18 protein-coding genes and 9 tRNA genes are annotated in these 21,113 nt (G+C 34.8%); 22 read left to right on the forward strand and 5 right to left on the reverse strand.

Annotation, left to right across the window (positions count from 1 at the left end; translation table 11 throughout):
- Positions 1-583 precede the first annotated feature (583 nt).
- A complete protein-coding gene (locus KKI44_RS18120; protein ID WP_214588598.1) occupies positions 584-2,980 on the forward strand; it encodes a tail fiber domain-containing protein in 2,397 nt (798 codons plus the stop codon).
- Between the two features lie 208 nt (positions 2,981-3,188).
- Here the strand turns inward: KKI44_RS18120 and KKI44_RS18125 are convergent, their stop codons facing one another.
- From KKI44_RS18125 to KKI44_RS18135, 3 genes are all read right to left on the reverse strand, one after another.
- Positions 3,189-4,628 (reverse strand): hypothetical protein, encoded by a 1,440-nt coding sequence (locus tag KKI44_RS18125; RefSeq protein WP_214588599.1) that lies wholly within the window; start codon positions 4,626-4,628, stop codon positions 3,189-3,191.
- 1,055 nt (positions 4,629-5,683) lie between these two features.
- Positions 5,684-6,001 (reverse strand): nuclear transport factor 2 family protein, encoded by a 318-nt coding sequence (locus KKI44_RS18130; RefSeq protein ID WP_214588600.1) that lies wholly within the window; start codon positions 5,999-6,001, stop codon positions 5,684-5,686.
- Positions 6,002-6,021: 20 nt separating this feature from the next.
- The gene (locus tag KKI44_RS18135; RefSeq protein WP_214588601.1) at positions 6,022-6,813 is read right to left on the reverse strand and encodes an SDR family oxidoreductase; all 792 of its coding nucleotides are present in this window, start codon (positions 6,811-6,813) and stop codon (positions 6,022-6,024) included.
- A 128-nt stretch (positions 6,814-6,941) separates the two neighbouring features.
- On the opposite strand from KKI44_RS18135, the gene KKI44_RS18140 reads away from it, so the two are divergent.
- Positions 6,942-7,310: a winged helix-turn-helix transcriptional regulator gene (locus KKI44_RS18140; protein WP_214588602.1), complete on the forward strand. Its 369-nt coding sequence runs from the start codon at positions 6,942-6,944 to the stop codon at positions 7,308-7,310.
- A 51-nt stretch (positions 7,311-7,361) separates the two neighbouring features.
- Here KKI44_RS18140 and KKI44_RS18145 read toward each other — a convergent pair whose 3' ends face one another.
- Positions 7,362-8,390 carry a LacI family DNA-binding transcriptional regulator gene (locus KKI44_RS18145; protein WP_214588603.1) on the reverse strand — a complete coding sequence of 343 codons (1,029 nt, stop codon included), beginning with the start codon at positions 8,388-8,390 and terminating at the stop codon, positions 7,362-7,364.
- A gap of 338 nt (positions 8,391-8,728) precedes the next feature.
- On the opposite strand from KKI44_RS18145, the gene KKI44_RS18150 reads away from it, so the two are divergent.
- From KKI44_RS18150 to KKI44_RS18220, 15 genes are all read left to right on the forward strand, one after another.
- A complete protein-coding gene (locus tag KKI44_RS18150; protein ID WP_214588604.1) occupies positions 8,729-9,718 on the forward strand; it encodes a hypothetical protein in 990 nt (329 codons plus the stop codon).
- Positions 9,719-9,733: 15 nt separating this feature from the next.
- Entirely contained in the window at positions 9,734-10,447 is a 714-nt protein-coding gene (locus KKI44_RS18155) for a DUF434 domain-containing protein (protein WP_214588605.1), read from the forward strand.
- Between the two features lie 527 nt (positions 10,448-10,974).
- Complete coding sequence (locus KKI44_RS18160) at positions 10,975-11,640, forward strand: hypothetical protein (protein ID WP_214588606.1); 666 nt, start codon at positions 10,975-10,977, stop codon at positions 11,638-11,640.
- A 354-nt stretch (positions 11,641-11,994) separates the two neighbouring features.
- Positions 11,995-13,359 (forward strand): SDR family NAD(P)-dependent oxidoreductase, encoded by a 1,365-nt coding sequence (locus tag KKI44_RS18165; protein ID WP_214588607.1) that lies wholly within the window; start codon positions 11,995-11,997, stop codon positions 13,357-13,359.
- A 5-nt stretch (positions 13,360-13,364) separates the two neighbouring features.
- Positions 13,365-13,435, forward strand: a tRNA-OTHER gene (locus tag KKI44_RS18170).
- An 85-nt stretch (positions 13,436-13,520) separates the two neighbouring features.
- Positions 13,521-13,591 (forward strand) — tRNA-Asp (locus KKI44_RS18175).
- Positions 13,592-13,600: 9 nt separating this feature from the next.
- Positions 13,601-13,675 (forward strand) — tRNA-Ala (locus KKI44_RS18180).
- A gap of 3 nt (positions 13,676-13,678) precedes the next feature.
- Positions 13,679-13,752: transfer RNA gene (locus tag KKI44_RS18185), tRNA-Gly, on the forward strand.
- Between the two features lies 1 nt (position 13,753).
- Positions 13,754-13,825 (forward strand) — tRNA-Asp (locus KKI44_RS18190).
- Between the two features lie 7 nt (positions 13,826-13,832).
- Positions 13,833-13,905, forward strand: a tRNA-Arg gene (locus KKI44_RS18195).
- A 7-nt stretch (positions 13,906-13,912) separates the two neighbouring features.
- Positions 13,913-13,984: transfer RNA gene (locus tag KKI44_RS18200), tRNA-Gly, on the forward strand.
- Positions 13,985-14,066: 82 nt separating this feature from the next.
- A tRNA-Val gene (locus KKI44_RS18205) sits at positions 14,067-14,136 on the forward strand.
- 17 nt (positions 14,137-14,153) lie between these two features.
- Positions 14,154-14,981, forward strand: a complete 828-nt coding sequence (locus KKI44_RS18210; protein ID WP_214588608.1) for an SIR2 family NAD-dependent protein deacylase — start codon at positions 14,154-14,156, stop codon at positions 14,979-14,981.
- Positions 14,982-14,992: 11 nt separating this feature from the next.
- Positions 14,993-15,061: transfer RNA gene (locus KKI44_RS18215), tRNA-Arg, on the forward strand.
- Positions 15,062-15,378: 317 nt separating this feature from the next.
- Positions 15,379-16,164, forward strand: a complete 786-nt coding sequence (locus tag KKI44_RS18220) for a TatD family hydrolase (protein WP_214588609.1) — start codon at positions 15,379-15,381, stop codon at positions 16,162-16,164.
- 56 nt (positions 16,165-16,220) lie between these two features.
- Here KKI44_RS18220 and deoD read toward each other — a convergent pair whose 3' ends face one another.
- A complete protein-coding gene (gene deoD, locus KKI44_RS18225; protein ID WP_087708910.1) occupies positions 16,221-16,931 on the reverse strand; it encodes a purine-nucleoside phosphorylase in 711 nt (236 codons plus the stop codon).
- A 139-nt stretch (positions 16,932-17,070) separates the two neighbouring features.
- Here deoD and KKI44_RS18230 point away from each other — a divergent pair, with 139 nt between their 5' ends.
- The 5 genes from KKI44_RS18230 to KKI44_RS18250 all read left to right on the forward strand — a co-directional run bounded on the left by KKI44_RS18230 (position 17,071) and on the right by KKI44_RS18250 (position 20,807).
- A complete protein-coding gene (locus KKI44_RS18230; protein WP_214588610.1) occupies positions 17,071-17,709 on the forward strand; it encodes a hypothetical protein in 639 nt (212 codons plus the stop codon).
- 81 nt (positions 17,710-17,790) lie between these two features.
- A complete protein-coding gene (locus tag KKI44_RS18235) occupies positions 17,791-18,375 on the forward strand; it encodes a DUF4919 domain-containing protein (protein ID WP_214588611.1) in 585 nt (194 codons plus the stop codon).
- A gap of 2 nt (positions 18,376-18,377) precedes the next feature.
- Positions 18,378-19,091, forward strand: coding sequence for a hypothetical protein (locus KKI44_RS18240; protein ID WP_214588612.1), 714 nt, complete (start codon positions 18,378-18,380; stop codon positions 19,089-19,091).
- A 415-nt stretch (positions 19,092-19,506) separates the two neighbouring features.
- Positions 19,507-20,106: a DUF4919 domain-containing protein gene (locus KKI44_RS18245; protein WP_214588613.1), complete on the forward strand. Its 600-nt coding sequence runs from the start codon at positions 19,507-19,509 to the stop codon at positions 20,104-20,106.
- A 2-nt stretch (positions 20,107-20,108) separates the two neighbouring features.
- Positions 20,109-20,807 (forward strand): hypothetical protein, encoded by a 699-nt coding sequence (locus KKI44_RS18250; RefSeq protein ID WP_214588614.1) that lies wholly within the window; start codon positions 20,109-20,111, stop codon positions 20,805-20,807.
- Positions 20,808-21,113 lie beyond the last annotated feature (306 nt).

Here is a 21,113-nt window from a genome sequence, read left to right on the forward strand (position 1 = left end):
AACCTTTTATTGCGACTCAAAAGCTGAGCCCAAATATTCCTGAAACTGTCGTCCTTGCTCTATTTATTAATTTTGTCAGCTTATTTTTTCTTCCCCGAAAATAGTCTAATTTCTCTCCACTGACAGCCGGTTTTCAGCCGTTTTTATAATGGTTTGAATTATTTTCACTGATCAAACTTCGTGAAAGCCCTCTTTTTCCTTTGCTTAAATGGGGTAAAATCCACTTCTCTATTTTATCTCTGCTAATGTTCCAGATTATTAGGTCTTTTTAATTGCAATCCAAAATTACTAATTTTCTCGGAACTTTTTTTTCTCTAAATAAGTTTAAACAACTTCAAATAAATTATAAAAATTGGATTATCATTCTCATTTGTTAATTTCCGAAAATGATTGCTGTATATATATGATTTTCATTCTTTTATTTTTTTTTATTGTTTTTCGGAATTTGATTATTTATCATGGATATTGATTTATAAATCACGATAACTTTGTTCTTGAAAAAGAAACGATATTTAAGATTATATGCTGAAAATAGTAACAGATTTTACAGTATAATCAAACTAACAAATTAAAAGAACTTGCTATGAAAAATAGATTACTTGTTTTATCTGGTGTATTTTTTTATACCATGAGTTTTAGTCAGGTAGGAATTAACACCCCGACTCCTGAAGCAACATTAGATGTGAGAGCTAAAAATCATAATGGTTCGGTTACGGCTACAGATGGTATATTGGTACCCCGCGTAAATTCACTGGCTACTTCTGGATCTGTCAACGGTCAGTTGGTGTATTTAACACAGACAACTACTACTCCCGCCTATAGTAAAGGATTTTATTACTGGGATGGAACAAAATGGGTAGTTTTATCCAACAACAGTAGCAGTTCTTTAACGGGGGACGTTATTAATGTTGCAGGATTGGGATCAGGACTTAGCAGTCCGAATGCGTTTTCTGGAGCAACTTACAATCCCAACGTGCCTCTAGACCCTACCAACATTTATATAAATAATACAGATGGCACAACATGGACCTATAATGCTGCACAAAATAATTATGTAAGTTATATAGCTCCTACATCAACAGAATGGAATCTTTCCGGAACAAATACAGACGCAGGAAGTAATAAAACAACCGCTATTTACAGAACAGGAAAAATTACAGAAGGATCACCTTCGGCTGCACATATCGACTTGGGAGCTTCAGGAACCGGCGCGACAGGATGGACTTGGATGGACTTTTTCGATGGAACAAGCACTACAACTCCAAAAGCTAACTTAAACTGGAATCCTACTCAAAATGTATTTACCGTAAATGGTATGGGAACAGTTACTGCAATTAATGCAGGTACCACTAAAGGTAAAGTGGGGGTGGGAACTATACTGCCGACAGCTCAAATGCATGTAGTAGGAGATGCTCGTTTTGGAATAGAATCGGGAGCTCATACTTATACAAATGCTGACTCTTCCGGAGGAGCATGGTTTGATTTTTATGCGAATGAATCTACTGTAAAATCAAATCTTGCATGGGATAATACGAATAGTAGATTTAATATCAATGGTATGGGAACTGTAACCACAATTAATGCAGGAAATACAAAAGCAAATGTAGGAGTTGGTTACGCTACACCACAGACACAGTTGCATGTAGGCGGAGATGCACGTTTTGGATTAGGTTCGGGAGCGCACACTTATACAAATGCTGACTCTTCCGGAGGAGCATGGTTTGATTTTTATGCGAATGAATCTACTGTAAAATCAAATCTTGCATGGGATAATACGAATAGTAGATTTAATATCAATGGTATGGGAACTGTAACCACAATTAATGCAGGAAATACAAAAGCAAATGTAGGAGTTGGTTACGCTACACCACAGACACAGTTGCATGTAGGTGGAGATGCACGTTTTGGATTAGGTTCGGGAGCGCACACTTATACAAATGCCGATTCTTCCGGAGGAGCATGGTTTGATTTTTATACTGATGAATCCACTGTAAAATCAAATCTTTCTTGGGATAATACCAACAGTAGATTTAACATCAATGGAATGGGAACCAAGACTGTAATTAATGCAGGTACTACTGCAAATGTAGGGGTAGGTTTGGTTAATCCGCAATCACAGCTGGATGTCTCTACAATGGCTCAAATCGGATTAGAAAATGCGTCTGGTTCATTAGATCAACGAGTACAATTAGGTGCAGATAGCGGAGGTTCTTATGTTAATTTCTTAAATGCTGCTGGTGCAAAAAAAACCTACCTGTGGTACAATCAAGGTAGTGCAAGATTTGAAATAGGAAACACAACTGCAGAACCATTTCTTGTTAATGCTGCTGTAGGATCAGGACCTATAGGATTAAGAACGGTTACAACTACAAATTCATTAGATATAAACGTAAAAGGAGCATTTGGTATTAGTTCCAGTGGAAATTACACGGGGCATACATGGGATGGAAATTGTAGTGAAGATGTTACTGAAATTGGAAACGGATGGATAAACAGCCAGAGAAATGACAATGCCAATATCTTATTGGTTAAAACTAACGGTTCTACGGGGATTAACAACGCCTTTATAGCAATGAAAAACGGAACAACCGTTCAGGGAAGTATAACTCCTACATCAACAACAGCTGTTGCTTTCAATACAACTTCCGATTTGAGACTCAAAGAAAATATTAAAAACACAGACGTAGGTATAACTGATCTGATGAAAATTTCGGTAAAAGATTACAACTATAAAGCAGACAACACTAAGACAAAAGTAACAGGATTTATTGCTCAGGATTTATATAAAATATTTCCTAATGCAGTAACTGTAGGAGGAGAAGATGCCCAGACAAATCCTTGGCAGGTAGATTATGGAAAGCTTACTCCTTTATTGGTAAAGGCAGTTCAGGATCAGCAGAAAGTAATTGAAAATCAAAATTCAGAAATTTCCAGTCTTAAGAAAGAAATAGAATTGATTAAATCTAAATTGAATAAATAATTTATCGTATAATTGGTTGATGTAGAAGCTGCTCCCTCTTTTGAGTAAGTATGAGAAAGGGGCTCTATCCAATGACCAATCTAAACTAATTATGCAATAATAACAAATTAGTTGTTGGGAGCCATTTATGTATAGAGAGTTTGGAAACTTTTAAAAATCTGAAAGGAAGCCGTCTCATTTCCATGAGGCGGTTTTTTTATTAAACTTTTCAGATTGGATTTTTTGGCTGATTTTTAAAATAAAAATCTCCAACGGTACCCAAATGTAATTTTTCCACGTTTTTCAGATGGTGCAAATCCAGAATAATGGGCTCAGTAATTTCAGTTTCCTGTTCTTTAATATAAATATTCAGGTCCAGATTTTTAAGAGATTCCATAGACAGTATTTTCCGTGCAAATTCTACAGATTCAGCGCTGATATCAAGCTCTTCTAATGTAGTAAAATTTGTTATCTGATCAATGTTCTGAATGACCTCAGTATTCCAAAGAATAATTTTCTTTAAACTTTCTTTTAAAGGCAAAAGCTTCTCAAGATCTATTAAATTTCGATCTTCAGGACGATCTACTGAAACTGTTATCTTTTCGAGTTTTGTAAAATATTTGAAAGCGTACTGATTTTTTATTTCGGAAGTATTAAAATAAATCCGCTTAATTTGTGGTGCCACAGATAAATAATCTTCCAGATCTACGGTGCATTTTTCAAAATTGAGTTGATTTAACTTTGGCAAATGTTTCAGATAATCTGTATTGATCAGTTTGTATCCTTCTACTGTCAGATTTCGGAGATAAGGGGCTGCAGAAAGGAGCAGTTTTGCATCAAAATCAGGCTGTACCACATCCGGAGTCCAGTCATAAAATGATACAAATGACTGAATAATGCATTCTTTAAGTTTAAACTGTTTTGAATTATCATATTCAGAATTGGGATCATTGATTTTTAATTCAGGATCAAGATGAAGCCTTTTCAGATGTGGAAACTGACTGATGTTTTTTAAGCTGTCCAGTTCGCAGTCGTATAATTTTAAAACAGTTATTTCTTTCAACACAGGAAGATACGAATCGAAGTTTTTCAATTTCATATTTTCAAATGTCAGCCAATTGAGTTTTTTTATGGAATCCTGCTTATATTGAATGTCGTTTTCAGACGTAATAAACTGACTATTATTTATATTTAAGTAATATAAGGAAGGAAAAAGATTTAATTCGTAAACATTGCTGACGGTACATTCTGTAAATGTAATATCATGAAGATATTTGGAAACAGGTAAGAAAAATCCTGGATGCGGAACATCCATATCTTCCAGATATATACTTTCAAAATTCCCCTTAGTTGTATTAGCTTTAGATACGTCCGGATCAAAAGTTTCTTCCATTGAAATTGAACATTTTTTCAGAACAAGGGTTTCCAGTTTTTTCATGCGATGCATATCGTTGGCATTGGCAATAGAACATTCTGTTAATATCAGTGTATAAAGTGTTTCAAAAACAGGTTCGAGTGCGGAGAAATCTTCAAAATGCAGGTTTGAAAGAGATAAATAATTTAATTTGCTTGAAATATAGCAAGAATTTTCATCTTCTTTCTCTACTTTATCAAATTTGATGTTGAGAGTATTCTCTAATTTGCTTATAATAGTTTCGAGGTCGTTCATGGTTTTAATTAAAGGCTGATTTCTGGTATTATATAATGTATAAACCGAAAAATAATTTCGTTAAAAATAACCAAATATACAGTAACATCGGGGCGATAAATATATTATTTTGTAATAATTTTTTCTGCATTTTTTCCAGACAATTTTTGCCATAAAAACGTTTTTCGCATATCTTTTTATTTTCAAAGTTGTTTAAAGTAAAATGCTAGAAAACTCTATAGAGTTTTATCTGTGTAGAAAACATATTCGCAAGGCATTCTGCGTTCCGCAGGAACGCTATCTTTAGAAAATTTATCGTATTTAAGATATCAATCCTATGGATTGATTGACGAATTTATTCTTATTTCTACACAGATTCTGCTCCTAAAGGAGCAACCTCTTTTTACTTTAAACATCCTATTCATTAAAATACATTGCATAATCGATGTGGCTCTTTATTTTTTTCTTACAACAGAAGTTTTTTTAGAATACTCAATGCCGTTTTATGATACTTCTTTCAATTTTTATTCTGGCTCTCGGCATTTTTACTTTAGTACAGCGTATTTTTAGTTCAGCGCAGTATATTTTTATCATTGCTCACTGTATTTTTGTTGTTGCTCACTATATTTTTATTCGAGTTCTCGACATTTTTACTTTAGCGCAGCGTATTTTTAGTTCAGCGCAGTATATTTTTGTTATTGCTCACTATATTTTTGTAATTGCTCACTGTATTTTTATTCATGCGCCACATATTTTTAGTGTACTACAGTTGATTTAAATAGTAAACTTGTCTAAACTTTTTTACCGAAAAAGAGGCAAAAGATTGTAACACTTTAGGGGTCTAAGTTTACTGCTTAAATGGAAAAAAGAACATATAAGTTCAAAAGTCTTCAAAGAGAAAAAATCTTCGAAGACGTTTGAAATACTTTAAATAAATCCAATAAAGTCTTTTGTCTTTTTCGCGGTTACATCTAAAATGAGTTTAGACAAACTTAATTAGAAAATCTTTCAGACCGCAAAAGCTGAAGCATACACTTCAGCCTGAACTTTTTGAAACTTTTTTCAGCTGCCAATAATCAGCCGGTGATGTTTAGAGACTGAATAAGTTCGTCCTCCAATTTCAAATGATAGGATAAAACAATCGGGCTGCCCGGAAAATTACCGGACACCTCAGCTTTCAGGATTTCTTCGGTCTCAGAATAGGCTACAGGAGCCATTACAGACTGGTATTTTTCATTGGCTTCTTTTATCCATTCCTGAATTTCTTTTTTTCCCGTATGTGTTTTTCCTTCGTCAAAAACTACTGCTGTTTCAGAGAAACACTCGGCATAAGCAAGGCTGTCGAAATTATTCTGTGCCTCTACAAGATCTGTTATTACTTTTGGTAAATTCATTGTATTATTTTTTTAGATGATTAAACTGTAGGTATCGTACCGCCATCGATTACAAATTCGGTTCCTGTTAAATAACGGGCTCTTGGTGATACCAGAAAACCCACCAGTTCTGCCACTTCTTTCGGTTCGGCAGGTCTTCCGAAAGGAATGCCGCCAAAGGCATCCATTACGCTTTGCTGTGCTTCCTCTACAGTACTGTTTGAGTTTCTTGCAATTTCACCCAGCCATGCTTCCGATGCTGTTGTATTGATCCAGCCCGGAGAAACCGTCAGTACACGAACACCTTTAGGAGTCACTTCGTTTGATAAACTTTTACTGTAGTTTCTCAATCCTGCTTTTGCAGCTGCGTAAGGCAAAGTGGAATCATAAAGCGGCAGTTTACCCTGAATGGATGCGATGTGGATAATAACACCGCTTTTTCTCTCGATCATCTGCGGTAAAAATCCTCTGTCCAGACGTACAGGAGCAAAGAGATTGGCCTGAAAAGTAGACTCCCAGTCTTCGTCGGATAATGCGGCAAAACCGCCTGCCGGTGTAGATGAACCGCCAAGGTTGTTAATAAGAATATCCAGCTTTCCGTAAGCTGAAAGCACTTCCGTGATTACTTTCTGTATCCCTTCCGGTTTGCTTAAATCTGAAGGAATGAAATGCAGATGGCTGTTTTCTTCCTCCGGTGCATTTCTTGCGGTGATGATAACCGTTGCACCTGCCTGCAAAAGTCTTTCTGCAATAGCTTTTCCGGCTCCTTTTGTGCCTCCCGTTACCAATGCAGTCCTGCCGGATAACTCGTTGTTGAAATTAAATTGTTCCATTTTTAAGAATGATTTATAGGACAAAATTGAGGGATAAAAACAGTTTGTACAAGTACGGAAAACCGATTCATATAGGGATAAATTTTTCCCCTATTGTATGTTTTGGTACATTCATCTAAATTTGTTATATGAGAGAAAGAAAAATTCCACTGAATCTTAATTGCGGTCTGGATCTGATCGGCGAAGTGCTTTACGGGAAATGGAAAATCCGTTTGCTGTGGTTCATTAACGAAGGTTATAAGCGCCCAAGCGAACTGCAGCGTAAAATTCCCGATGCTTCCAGAAGAGTTCTGAATATTCAGCTGAAAGAGCTGGAAGATCATGAGTTGGTTTCCAAAATGATCTATCCGGTTGTTCCTCCAAAGGTTGAATATTCACTTACAGAATTCGGGAAGACTTTAATTCCGGTAATTGCAGCTTTGGGCAATTGGGCAGATACACATGAAGAACACCTGCGAAACGTTATAAAAAAGACGGAATTACTGATTGATGAATAGTCCCTTTATTTTTTACGAAAGAACGGTTATTTAGGAAAATCATATCATTTTTTACTTCCTCTTCGAAGATTTCCTGATATGAAGCTGAGGAGCCAGTACCACTTTTTTCTCGATGGAAACACCAAAGCTGTTTTCCTTTACACTTTCGATAAAAACCTGTCCTGCCATTTTCCCCATCATGACCGGAGTCTGGTCTACAGAACTGATCGGAAGCTCCATAAACTGGGTGAAAGGCTCATTCGAAAAACCAATAACGGCAACTTCCTGAGGAATTTTGATGTTCCGTTTTTTAAGTTCCTGACAGGCTCCCAACGCAGCAAAATCACTGGACGAAAAAATGGCATCGGGAACAGATTTTCTGTCCCATAGTTTTTTTATAGCATCAATTCCTGCATCCACAGAACTTTCCGTAATCACGATATTTTCTTCCTTCACCTTAAAATCATGATCCGTAAGAGCCTGTTTGTAGCCGTTCAGACGATTCTGGTAAATTTCAAGATTCAGGTCGCCGGCGAAATGGCAGATATTTTTATAGCCCTCTTTTATAAGATGTTCTGTCGCAAGATACCCGCCGCGATAATCGTCAATTGTTACAGTGCTGATTCCTGAAATGTCTTTTTTACGGTCGAAAAAGATAATCGGTGTATTGGAAGTATCCAGAATACTTTGGATATGTTCTGTATTTACCGTGGTTTTGGAAACCGAGATGAAAATTCCGTCCACCTGTGCATTCAGCAGCGTATTAAGCTGTCTTTTCTCGATGTTAACATCCTCATGACTTTGGCAGATGATGACATGATATCCGAAAGGGGAAAGTTCTTCCTCAATTCCGCGGATCACGGAAGAGAAAAAATTGGTATTTACGAAAGGTACGATGATTCCTACATTCTTCGTTTCACCACTTTTTAAGGCTTTGGCAAGATTGTTCTGCTTATAGTTCATCTCTTTGGCAGTTTTTCTTACCAGTTCCTTCGTTGCCTCACTTATTCTCGGATGATCGTTCAATGCTCTGGAAACCGTTGCCACACTTACATTTAGCTTCTTCGAAATATCGTATATCGTGGCATTTTTTTTATTCATAAAAACTTTTTTCAGGATAATCGTGTATTTCAAAACGAAATACCTTATTGAGGTAAATTTAATCAAATTATGCAGATTAGAAAGCAATTGTAATGATATTATAACGAAGAACTGTCATTTTAAAAAAGAGGTCTGCTTAAATGGCTGATTTTATTTGTATTAAAAAGCAGTGCGCTTAAGTTGAAAAGAGTAGATTTGCATAAAATAAAACGTATTTCCGCTATTGTTCGGTTTAGTTTTCTTAAGATTTTTTTGTAACAACAACAAGTATAAATAATTTCAGCTTTGTATTGTTAATTGAGACAGTTTTGTAATTTGTAAAAAATATTCTTATAACCATGAATTTGCAAAGGAAAATATCATATACTGTTCTCATTTTATTATTCTTTTCGGGAAGCCTTTTCTCGCAGAATTCAATTTCTGAATTTAAAGATAAAATAGATCTTTACCTGCTGGATAATTTCGTTTGGATGACTGATAATGATACGGTTTTTGTCAGTAATTTATATGATTATTCTGGTGACAGTTCCCGTGAATTTTATTTTTATAATAGTAAAACCAGGCAAAAAATATTTCCCTACGGATTTGAAATGGCTTATCCTTTTGTCGGAAAAACTGCCGTTGTAAAGTATAAAAACCGATGGGGATTGATTGATCGGAGCGGAAGATTTATTTTTTACTCTTTATCTTCCTATCCGGTTAAATTGACTTCTTATGAAAAATATGCAGTATTTGATGAGGTCACCAGATATGATGTAAGAAACGGAATTTTCCGGGAATCTTCTATTTACTGCGGAGAGCCCGCAACGCCCGATTATTTTATATCAAAAAGCCCAAACGGGAAATATAACTTGATTGAGGTAAATAAAGGACCGGTTTTTAAAACAGATGTAGATTCTATTATTTCTAAAAAGGATTTGATATATAAAAGTACAAATCAGGACTTACTGATTTTAAAAAAGAAAAATAAATATGGTCTTTATCTGCCTGATGGGACTGAGATTCTTAAAATAAAATTTGAACACGCAAAATTTATAGGAAATTATGTCATGTTATACGAAAACAGTAAGTGGAATTATTATACCTATGAAAATAATAAACTCAACTTAATTCTTTCAACACCACTCGAATGTATTACTCCTGCTTATCAGGCTAAAATTATTGGAGTATTTAAAAAAGACAACAAATACAATCTGTTAAAAACCAATGGTGAAACTTTACCGGAAAGTTTTGATTATATAAGCGACACGGCAACTTACGGAGTAAAAGAAAATGTTCTTGTTATCTTCGATTCTGAAGCAAATTATTATAATTACGCTGAAAAATAACTTTTAGATCTAAACATGAACAACAGAAATCGGGGAAAAAATACGGGCGACGATACCTTATTCGGTTCCGCAAAACAGCTTGAGAAAATGAAATCGGCAGTGCAGGATATGCAGTATTTATTAAGCCGGAATTATGCTGAAAAAGCTTCGTCGGAACTGGCGGGAAATCATTACCGCCTTAAAACAAGACAGATTCAGGCAGTTCGAGGCGCTTCCGCTTCAGAAACTCAGCTTCAGAACAGAAAATCTAAACAGCTGGAAATTTCTGAATTAAAAGCCAAAACAATATATCTCGATGGTTTCAATGTCCTGATTTTACTGGAAAGTCTTCTTTCCGGAGCTTATATTTTTGAAGGAACAGATGGCTGTTTCCGCGATCTTTCCGGTGTTTTCGGAACCTATAAAAGAGTAAATCAGACGCAGGAAGCCATTGAACTTGTTGCTTCATTTTTTCATAAATCTCATGCAGAAAAGCTGATCTGGATTTTCGACAAACCAGTGTCAAACAGCGGAAGAATCAAGCAGATCATTCTGGATTTTGCCATTGAAAATAACCTCAACTGGAACGTTGAACTGGAATTTAATCCCGATAAATTTTTAGCAGAAAATGCTGAAATTGTGATTTCTTCAGATGCATGGATTCTGGATCACTGCAAAAACTGGTTCAATCTCATCGAATATTTAATTCAGGAAGCAAACCTTTCGGCTAATGTTATTAAAATGTGTTGATTTAAACACAAATGCTATATAAAACACAAATGGAACAAATATTAACACTAAAAACATAAATAATTTATTGTGATATTTGTGAAAAACATTAGTGTTATTCGTGTTTAAGTAAACACAAATTGCACAAATAAAAACACTAAAAATCACAAATAATTTATTGTGCTATTTGCGAAAACATTAGTGTTTGAGTAAACACAAATTGCACAAATATTAACACTACAAAGCACAAATAATTTATTGTGATATTTGCGGATACATTAGTATTATTCGAGTTTAAGTAAACACAAATTGCACAAATAAAAACACTAAAAATCACAAATAATTTATTGTGCTATTTGCGAAAACATTAGTGTTTGAGTAAACACAAATTGCACAAATATTAACACTACAAAGCACGAATAATTTATTGTGATATTTGTGAAAAATATTAGTGTTATTCGTGTTTGGGTAAACATAAATTGCATAAATAAATTATTTGTGATATTTGTGAGAAACATCCGTGTTATTAGTGTTTAAAATTAGAAACCATGCAATCATTTCAAAAATATACATCATTATTTTCTGCGGAATGGAAAGAAAAATATCACGCCATTCTAGCCGAAGAACATCTTGAAAATTTACAGAAAAACATTCAGAAATTTAAAAATCAGGTTTTAGATTGGGATCTGCCGTATTTTAATGAAGAAATTAAAATCGACCGTGATGAAAGTTTTAAATTATTCATCTCTGTTTTTGAATCTGAAAATCCTGATGACGTTAAAGCAAAACAATTGCAAGAAATTCCTTTCGAACATTGGCTGAATATTTTAGGACAACGGTTGACTTCGGCAAGTCTTCGTGATGAAAACGCAATTCCGCCTTTAAGAAATTTACTGATCGAAGCCTGTGAAAAACCTTTCAACAGCGAAATTACCATCGCACAGCGAGCGTGGGAAAAACACGTCGGTCGGCTGAATGATGATTTCTGGGGCGAAGTAAAAGGAAATAATCAGCAGAAGCAGCAAAAAGTGATGGAGAAAATCAATTACATTCTCGACCACACCACATGGTGGAATGTTTTCTTTCATTATAAACACGAACTGGTTTTTGAAGTCAGAGAAAAAGAAGGTCACGGAATCCGATGGAGCCACGGCGGAAAACATTTGATCGGCTTTCTGGAGTTTTTTATTAATGATGAAAACTCTTTACAATAAGTTTTTGAATCATTTAATATGTCATTAAGTCTCTTACTATAAACCTTAAAATCAAAATGATTTAATCTTAACTGAACATATCTATTTAGAATTGAATATCCGTTATTTAGCATACTTGAATTTTAACCACGAAGAACACCAAAGGTTTCACAAGGAACACAATAGTTGTGAGCTTTGTGGATAACCTTAGTGTACGTTGTGGTAAAAAAATAATGATTACAGCAAACAACATTTAGTTATAGCATATTACGGATAATCAGAATTTAAAAAAACTTAATGTTTTAAAAATTTTTATCTCTACGTAAAAACATTGCGCATTACGCAGATAATTTTGTAAGCGTAAAATAAAAAGCAATGGATTTTTCTAACCAAAACTTTACGCAAAACGAATGGGAATCATGTCTCAAGGTATTAAAAGCCCTGAAAGATGAGCCATTTCTAAATCCGGACAATCAAACTTTTTCTGGGTTGATCACGAAAATTCATAAGAACGCCAAAAAGCAAAACCGTCTGGAAAGTTATTCTCAGATGAAAACGCACGATCTTGAAATTAATTCAGAATCGGTACTGATGAAAAAAGCTTTGGCGGGAGTTTCTGCTTTTTATGATGATGAAAAAAATGATACCCAACTCACCAGATTACAGATTCCCAAAAACTGCTACTGCTGTAACCAGAGTTATCAGTACGCCCATTCCTTTTACACCAGATTATGCCCAAAATGTGCGGATGAAAATTATGAAAAACGTTTTCTTTCGGCAGATTTAACGGGACGGAATGTCATCTTAACCGGAGGACGTGTAAAGGTAGGTTTCGCAACCGCTTTAAAGCTCCTGAGAAATGGTGCCAATTTGGTTTTGACGACCCGTTTTCCGGCTTTGGCACTGGAAACTTTGCAGCAGGAAGCAGATTATGAAGAATGGAAAGACAGACTTTGGGTGTATGGTCTCGATCTGAGAAATTTGAAGGCAATTCAGGAATTTATAGATTTTTATCAGTCGAAATTTGAAACGCTCGATATTCTCATCAATAATGCGGCACAGACGATTAAATATCCCGATCAGTATTACCTTCCGATCATCAGACGTGAAAACGAAATGCTCGTTGAGTTTAAAAACAATCATAAATTGATTCCGAACGCAACCCCCATTTCCGCAGAGGTCGGTAAACTGGAATATGCGCAGAATGAAGAAACAAATGTCGCTTTAACGCGTTTCGGACAACCGGTGGATAATCGGGATAAAACAAGCTGGAATTCCACACTGGAAGAAATTTCGATGTACGAATTGGTTGAGGTGAATTTAATCAATCACATGGCGCCGTATTTCCTGATCAAAGAATTAAAACCTTTAATGAAGGCTTCTTCTTTCAAAGAAAAATTCATCGTTAATGTAACATCTTCAGAAGGTATTTTCAGCTATAACAACAAAACAATGTTTCATCCGCATACCAATATGACGAAAGCAGCTTTGAATATGATGACGCTTACTTCTGCTAAAGAATTTGAAAAAGATCAGATTTATATGACGGCAGTAGATGTAGGATGGATTTCTACAGGTGCGAAGGAAAGTTTAAGAAAGAAACAGTTTGAGCAGGGATACATTCCGCCATTGGATTCTGTGGACGGAGCCGCGAGAATTCTGCATCCGATTGTGGAAGGAATCAACGGAAATTATTTCAGCGGAGTTTTATTGAAAAATTATAAAATTAATGACTGGTAAAATATAAAAAGTTAGCTCAGAGGAAGAGCATCTGGTGACACCCAGAAAGTCACGGGTTCGAATCCTGTACTTTTTAGAAAGAAACTCATAGTTATAACTGGAAAAACATTGCATCTACTATGTAAAGTTACAGGTTCGAGTCCTGTTGAGTTTCCAAATAGAAAGCGTGAGTTCAGCAGGAAGAATACCGCCATGTCGCGGCGGAGGTCGTGGGTTCGAGTCCCACACGCTTTCCAAAACGGAGATAATAGTTTAATCGGAAAAATTTATTCCCTGCACGGAATGGATGCAGGTTCAAATCCTGCTTATCTCCCCAAACAGAAACGGTAGCTCAATGGAAGAGCTCTAACCCTCCAAGTTAGATGTTGCGGGTTCGAATCCCGCACGTTTCTAAGAGCGCATCGTCTAAATGGAAGGACACCGGCTTATCGTGCCGGAAATTCAGGTTCAAGTCCTGCTGCGCTCCCAAAATGGAGACAATAGTAATAAAAATGGAAAAATACATTCTTCTAAAATGAGTTGCGGGTTCGAGTCCTGCTTGTCTCCCAAAACGGAAATGGTAGCTCAAGGGAAGAGCGCTGACCTTCCAAGTCAGAGGCTGCAGGTTCGAATCCTGCCCATTTCACAATGAGTACATCGTTCTGATTGGTAAGAACATTGACTTCACTAAAAGTTTGCAGGTTCAATCCTACTATACTCCTAAAATGGAAGCAGTAATTTAAATGGAAAAATATCTCAAACCCAGAGAAAATGCGAGTTCAAATCTTGCCTGTTTCCCTTAAAAATTAAAAACCATGAAAGAATTAAAAGAAACATTAAATACAATCCTTAAAGAAAAACAAGGATACATTACTTTCCTTACCGGAGCCGGAATTTCTGCGGAAAGCGGACTTCCGACTTACCGCTCGATCGACGGAATCTGGATTAAAGGAACAAAATATCACCGTCCGGAAGAATTCGGGACGTATAAATATTTCAGCCAGAATCAGGAAGAAGTATGGCAGTACAATCTGTTCTGGAAGAAAATGATTGCCGAAGCAAAACCTAATCCGGGACATTTGGCGATCACGGAAATTGAAAAACTTTTAGGTGAAAGATTTAAGCTAATTACTCAAAATGTTGACGGGCTTCACCAAAGATCGGGAACGCAGAATGTCTATGAAATTCATGGAAGCAAGCAGAAAGTCCGTTGCTCAAAAGAATGCAGCGAACCTTTCGATTTTCCTGAAAATATTAAGTTTAAAGAGTATACCGAAGATTTAACGGCAGATGATATCGACGATCTGAAATGTAAAAAGTGCGGAAACTGGCTTCGTCCCCATACTTTGTGGTTTGATGAAAGTTATAATGAAAAATACTATCATTTCGATACAGCGTACAACATTGCAGACCATACAGATATTTTATTTGTAGTCGGAACTTCAGGATCAACAGCTTTGCCTGTAAACATTGTGGAAACGGTAAAAATACGTGCAAAATGGATCGTCCTGATCAATCCTGAGAGCGATACGTATTTTGATTATATTTTAAAAGGAAGCAAAACATTATTTTCAGTACAGGAAAGCAGTTCAAAAGCACTTCCTGAATTAAAAATGATGATTGAAGATATTATAAACGCTTAAATTTTCATACGGAAGCAGTAGTTTAAGGGAAAAGCGCATCATTCTAAGATGAGTTGCAGGTTCAATTCCTGCCTGTTTCTGTTTTTTAAATTTTAAAAACATTTTATGATTAATCTTTTTCTCTCGCAGATTTTGCGGATGACGCAGATTTTATTTCATTAAGCCGACATAGGAAGCTGAAGCGTTAAGAAAATTAATCATGTGAACGTCAAAAAAATTCTACTGTTTGAGCGCGGGAGATATTTAGAACCGAAGGACAAATGTGAAATTCGCGCGAGTTTAGAATTTTTAGAGAACATTATTAATTTTTAGCATTCAGATTCCAGGTCTTGAATTTTTGTTTCTTTTGCTTCAAGGCAAAAGAAATATATCCAATAAAACTAAATTTAATAAAGAAATGAACACATTAATCGACATTGGTATAAACTTAACCAATAAACAATTTTATGACGAACAGGAAGAAATAATCAACCGCGCACTCGACAATGGAGTAGAGCAGATGATTCTTACAGGAACGAGCGTTCGCGGAAGCCAAGAATCTGCGGAAATTGCAGAAGATTATCCCGAGATTCTGTTTTCAACGGCAGGAATTCATCCTCATGATGCAAAATCTTTCAACAGCGAAAGCATTTCTGCATTAAAAACATTATTAAAACAAGACCACGTTGTTTCCGTAGGAGAATGTGGACTGGATTTCGACAGGGATTTTTCACCAAGACCAGTTCAGGAAAAATGTTACCGCGCCCAGCTTGAATTATCCATAGAAGTGAATAAACCGCTTTTTCTTCATGAAAGATCTGCCTTCAAAAGATTTAATGAAATAACGGATGAATATTTGTCTCAACTTCCAAAAGCCGTGGTACATTGTTTCACAGGAACTTTACAGGAAGCCAAAATATATCTGGATAAAGGCTTTTATTTAGGATTTACGGGAGCCATCAGCGATCAGAACAGGTTTAAACATTTGGAAGAAGTTATAAAATACGTTCCACTCGACCGAATGATGATTGAAACCGATGCGCCTTTTATGCTGCCGAAAAATATGCCGAGAATGCAGAACCGCAGAAATGAACCTTCCTTTTTACCGTATGTAGCACAGACGATTGCCCATCTGAAGAAAATCAGCATAGCAGAAGTCGCAGATGAAACCACGGAAGTCGTCCGTAATTTTTTCAGGATATAAAAAAAGAGTTCTACAGATGATGTAAAACTCTTTTTATTTTGGATGATCGATAATGATTACAAACTCTTAATCCCTGCTTCCAAAGCAAGCTCAATCATTGGTTTCAAAGCCTTTTCTCTCTGGTCTGCCGAAATATTTTCGTGGGTAGGAATAATATCCGAAACCGTAAGAATCGTTGCCGCATTTTTTCCTAAATGTTTAGCATTGGCAAACAATCCGAAAGCTTCCATTTCTACCGCCGGACAGTTGTATTTTGTAGCAATTGCTGGAATTGCAGGATCTTTTCTGTAAAAAATATCGCTGCTGTGGATGTTCGTCGCTTTTGCCGTTAAAGACATTTCTTTTGCCGTTTCGTTGATCGTATTGAAGATATTTCCCTGATGAGAAATGCTTTCCTCTTCAATTCCCCATGCGAATTTTGCGTAGGTGCTTTCACTGGCTGCATTTTCCACATTCAGGAGGTCATACACTTTCAGGTCTGTGGTATACGCACCGCAGGTTCCGATTCTGATGATCGTATCTACATCATACTCTGTAAAAAGTTCAAAAGAGTAAATTCCGATGCTTGGAAAGCCCATTCCGCTTGCTCCAACAGAGATTTCTTTCCCTTTGTATAACCCGGTGTAATATAAAATTCCTCTGGTCTGGCTTACCAGTTTAGCATCTTCCAAAAAGTTTTCCGCAATGTATTTCGCACGCAGCGGATCTCCGGGTTGTAAAACAACTTTAGCAATTTCTCCTTTTTTTGCACTGATGTGGATACTCATAATTTTTTATTTGAAAGGGCAAAGATATAAAATTGTGATTTCTTAATCCTTGAACAATGGTTTTTTAATTAAAGATTTATAATCAACTTACCTTCAAAATTTTCAATTCGAAAAGAATATTTTTTATTTTTGTTAAATGATGGAAAAAAAATCAGCTTTTTTAGACACTTTATTTCTGCTTCGAAAAGAAGAATGCATCACCATTTTTTCAGATATTCATGAAATTTCCAAAAAAGAAGAGCAGGATGCCGCAGATTATTTTCAGGCTGAGTTTGAGAAAGAAAGGCTTGAATTTTTATCCGACACACTTGTCTGCGATACAGAAACAGCAGTCTGGGCTGCCAAAATAGTCTATCACAGCGCGCAGCTTCATTTAATAAGAGAAAATACGGCTAAAGATTTAAATAAACTGATTCCGTCTTTCAAAGGGAAAAGAGATGTTTCAGGCATCTTGTCCGCAGATTTATCACTCCGGTTTTTACCACAGATTGTTTCTGCTTTACAGGTTTCAGATCCGGAAGATCCTTTGGTGAAAATGCTGGAAAATATTTTAAAACAGTTCCATTATTCAGCAGTAGGATTTGATCTCGATCTCGAAGACATCAACTGGGAAGAAGAATTAAAGGACAAAACCTACCGAAAGCTCTATCTGGAAAGAATTGTAGAAAAAAAATCCTATCGGCTTGCAGAAATTCCTTACATCAATAATCTGCTGATTGCCGAATTTGGCTTACATAAAGATGTATTTTGGAAAGAATTAAAAACAATGGATCATTAAAATTTTACGGATTCTGCGTTTAAAAAGAAACGATAAACCAGAAACTCTTTAGAAAAAACTAAAAAACAATAACCTAAGAGAATGAGAGAAAAGACTGTATTTGATTTTGTAGCAGATCCTACAAAGGAAAATTTTTTAAAACACAGAGAATTGATTATCACTAATCCAGATTACGATCCTGATTCTGATGATTTGGAAATCATGAAAAAGCTATATGAAAATAAGGAATATGATAAATTGAATTATTACGTTACCATTAATGTTTTATTAAGTCCAAGAGCACATTTTTTAAAATTTATTTCTTTAAATGAGATAGGAAATACAAAAGCCGCAGAAAGTATAGTATTTATCTGTCATAATATTCTGAATTGTATAGAAAAAACAGGAGACGGAACTATAGAAAATCCTTATATTGTTATCAGGGCTTCCGATGAAGATGACCTTCTGGAGCTTCGTTTAAGCAAAAAATATCTTCAGAAAAGATTAATTCAGCATGAAGATAAATATTTAGATGTATTAACTCTTGAAGACGGTTCTGAATTGTATTTTGATATTACTGATGCTTACAAGAGGTCTAAATTTCTCTTGGATAAAGAAAAATCGGAAGGAAAAAAAGCAGAAAAGCCGAAAAAGAAAAGCTGGTGGAATTTTTTAAGTAAAAACTAAATATGGAAATAAATACAGCTTTCACTCTCGGCATCATTTTTTCGACTTACGGTTTTCTGTTCTGCATTTTTGCTTATTATTTGAGCAGCAGATTTTTAAAGCTGAAAGTAGATGAAGTGCACGTATTTTCAACATTCGGTAAACCTCTTTATTCCTACAGCCTAAAAAACGGAGTAAAAATAAACTTTGGTTATATTCCTTTTAATTATGGTCTTAAATTCCATCTTGAAGATTTTTCATTAGATTCTCCTGAAGGAAAAAGATATTTCAGAAATTTTGCTAAAAATATATCTTTGTTGCAGGTGGTCACAATGGTTTTAATTATTGTAGTCGGAAGCTTTGTAAGCCTCATGTATGGATATAACCCGATAACTATTTTCACAGATTTGATAGAAAATTTTTATGATCTTATAGCGGGAAAGCAGAGTTTCTCAGAATTTAAAGCAATGGTAAACAGCCAATATATAACGTATGGGAAGTATTTTTATCTGTTTTTTGCGGCAATGACGTATTTTGTTTTTGTATCATTTCTTTTGGCATTAGCCCCATTTTCGGTCTTTACCAATATACTGGTCATGTTTTTGATTTTAGGATCTTATGTTGTAATGGGTCTCAAATATTTTGAACTGCCTATTAGCTTTTATATAGATTTACTGATATCAATTACCGTAAGCGGGTTTTTATATTTTTTATCATTAAGATTTTTTATTAAATAAATTAATTATAAATCTTTATTTACTTTGTTAAGTGAAATGCCTTTGCGACTTAAAAACAGTAAATATTTAAAAAAAACTTTGCAGACTTTGCGTTAAAAACCTAAAATTACCGCAAAAAATTAAACAATTAAGAATAGGTAAGAAGTTAAGACGAATTAAGAATTTGCAAGCAAATTAAAGGCAAGCTTAAGAAATTTATTTCTCTTAACTAATCTTAAACCCTTAATCAATCTTAATGGTTAAAATATATAGAAAGTAAATAAAAACTTTGTGGACTTTGCTAAGTGAATAGTTTATACTGAGCTTGTCGAAGTACCTTTGTGAACTTAAAAACAGTTAGTTGATAAAAAAACTTTGTGGACTTTGTGTTAAAAACAATGTTTTTTCAAAAAGACAAAAAAACAATAACCAATAAATGGAAACCTACGAAAAAGTATTTGAATTTTTAAGCGATCCTACCAGTGAAACTTTTCTGAAATGTAGAGAACTCGTAATCAACGATCCGGAATATGATCCTTATTCCGAAGATACAGGAAATATTCAGAAATTATTAAATGAAGGAAAATTTCAGGAAGTCGTAAAATATGTAAATGTGAATATTTTGCTCAGTCCGAGTGTTCATATCTTTAAATTTTTCGCCTATAAAGAACTGGGCGACGAAAAAGCAATGAACATTGAAATGTCCATTGCAAAGATCATTTTTGAATGTATCGAAAAAACCGGTGACGGTACAGAAGATTCACCTTACATTGTTACGAGAATTTCTGATGAAAGAGATCTCATAAGGTATCACTTCAATAAAGAAGATACGATGCAGAGGCTCGTTAAAGGAGAAGATAAAATAATGGATGTTCTGACGCTTGATGATGGTTCCAATGTTTACTTCGATATTTCTGTTCCTTACCGCAGAATTGCTTTTTCATTCAACAAAAGAAATGCAGAGGCAGAAAAAGAAGAAGAAAAAACAGAAAAGCCAAAAAAGAAAAGCTGGTGGAATTTTTTTAATAAAAACTGAATATGGAAATAAACTCGGCACTTATAACAGGAATTCTTATTGCTTCCTATATGTTTTTATTCTGTGTTATTCCGTACTATATCAATAAATTTTTATTGAAGAAAGACATAAAAGGGATTTCTATGTTGATGCATTTTGGTAAACCTTTATACAGTTACACCTTAAAGAATGGCATTAAAATCAATTTCGGATATATTCCCGGAAGTTCGATAGAATTTAAAGATGAAGAGAATCTGGATGATGAAGAGATCTTAAAAAATGCCCGGAAAAGGTCAAATAAACTTAATTATATCTATCATGCTTTACTTGTTTTTGTTCTTTTTTCGGTAGCTTTAATTTTGGGATATAATCCTGTTAAAATTTGCAGAGAGATTGTAGTAATTGCTTATGAACTGATTACGAAAAAGATAGATTATAATCAACTGATTCCTGTTGTTGCAAAAAATTATCAGATGTATGGAAGAGTATTTTTTCTGTGCTTTGTTGTTTTATTGCTGATGATTATTTCTTTGCTGTTAAATTCAATATCATCACTTTGGAAATATTTGGGATTTATAAGTATAGGTATTCTGATTGTGCTTTATTTTGTATATGATCTGACTTTTTTTATGTTTCCGCTATCATTTTATATTGATATTTTACTTGCAATGACCATAAGCCAGTTTATCTACTTTTTCCTGCTAAGATTTTTTATTAAATAAAACTAAAACCTTTTACTTTGAAGAAAAATAACAATAAATTTAAACCTTTGCTCGCTTTGTTAAGTGGATAGTTTATAGGCAAGCTTAAGAAATTTATTCTCTTAACTAATCTTAAACCCTTAATAAATCTTAACGGTTAAAATATATAGAAAGTAAATAAAAACTTTGTTTCCTTCGTTAAGTGAATAGTTTATACTGAGCTTGTCAAAGTACCTTTGCGAACTTAAAACAGTTAGTAGTTAAATAAACTTTGCGGTCTTTGCGTTAAAAAACCTAAAATCACGCAAAAAATTAAACCATTAAGAA

This window comes from Chryseobacterium sp. ZHDP1, from assembly GCF_018603435.1.
Classification (GTDB): Bacteria; Bacteroidota; Bacteroidia; order Flavobacteriales; family Weeksellaceae; genus Chryseobacterium; species Chryseobacterium indicum.

Excerpts from the sequence above, each read along its gene's own strand:
- KKI44_RS18210 (WP_214588608.1), top strand. The coding sequence starts at position 14,154 with ATGAAAGAATTAAAAGAAACATTAAATACAATCCTTAAAGAAAAACAA.
- KKI44_RS18250 (WP_214588614.1), top strand. The coding sequence starts at position 20,109 with ATGGAAATAAACTCGGCACTTATAACAGGAATTCTTATTGCTTCCTAT.
- KKI44_RS18150 (WP_214588604.1), top strand. The coding sequence starts at position 8,729 with ATGAATTTGCAAAGGAAAATATCATATACTGTTCTCATTTTATTATTC.
- KKI44_RS18140 (WP_214588602.1), top strand. The coding sequence starts at position 6,942 with ATGAGAGAAAGAAAAATTCCACTGAATCTTAATTGCGGTCTGGATCTG.
- KKI44_RS18220 (WP_214588609.1), top strand. The coding sequence starts at position 15,379 with ATGAACACATTAATCGACATTGGTATAAACTTAACCAATAAACAATTT.
- KKI44_RS18120 (WP_214588598.1), top strand. The coding sequence starts at position 584 with ATGAAAAATAGATTACTTGTTTTATCTGGTGTATTTTTTTATACCATG.
- KKI44_RS18135 (WP_214588601.1), bottom strand. The coding sequence starts at position 6,813 with ATGGAACAATTTAATTTCAACAACGAGTTATCCGGCAGGACTGCATTG.
- KKI44_RS18155 (WP_214588605.1), top strand. The coding sequence starts at position 9,734 with ATGAACAACAGAAATCGGGGAAAAAATACGGGCGACGATACCTTATTC.
- KKI44_RS18145 (WP_214588603.1), bottom strand. The coding sequence starts at position 8,390 with ATGAATAAAAAAAATGCCACGATATACGATATTTCGAAGAAGCTAAAT.
- KKI44_RS18160 (WP_214588606.1), top strand. The coding sequence starts at position 10,975 with ATGCAATCATTTCAAAAATATACATCATTATTTTCTGCGGAATGGAAA.
- KKI44_RS18245 (WP_214588613.1), top strand. The coding sequence starts at position 19,507 with ATGGAAACCTACGAAAAAGTATTTGAATTTTTAAGCGATCCTACCAGT.
- KKI44_RS18240 (WP_214588612.1), top strand. The coding sequence starts at position 18,378 with ATGGAAATAAATACAGCTTTCACTCTCGGCATCATTTTTTCGACTTAC.
- KKI44_RS18235 (WP_214588611.1), top strand. The coding sequence starts at position 17,791 with ATGAGAGAAAAGACTGTATTTGATTTTGTAGCAGATCCTACAAAGGAA.
- deoD (WP_087708910.1), bottom strand. The coding sequence starts at position 16,931 with ATGAGTATCCACATCAGTGCAAAAAAAGGAGAAATTGCTAAAGTTGTT.
- KKI44_RS18130 (WP_214588600.1), bottom strand. The coding sequence starts at position 6,001 with ATGAATTTACCAAAAGTAATAACAGATCTTGTAGAGGCACAGAATAAT.
- KKI44_RS18165 (WP_214588607.1), top strand. The coding sequence starts at position 11,995 with ATGGATTTTTCTAACCAAAACTTTACGCAAAACGAATGGGAATCATGT.
- KKI44_RS18230 (WP_214588610.1), top strand. The coding sequence starts at position 17,071 with ATGGAAAAAAAATCAGCTTTTTTAGACACTTTATTTCTGCTTCGAAAA.
- KKI44_RS18125 (WP_214588599.1), bottom strand. The coding sequence starts at position 4,628 with ATGAACGACCTCGAAACTATTATAAGCAAATTAGAGAATACTCTCAAC.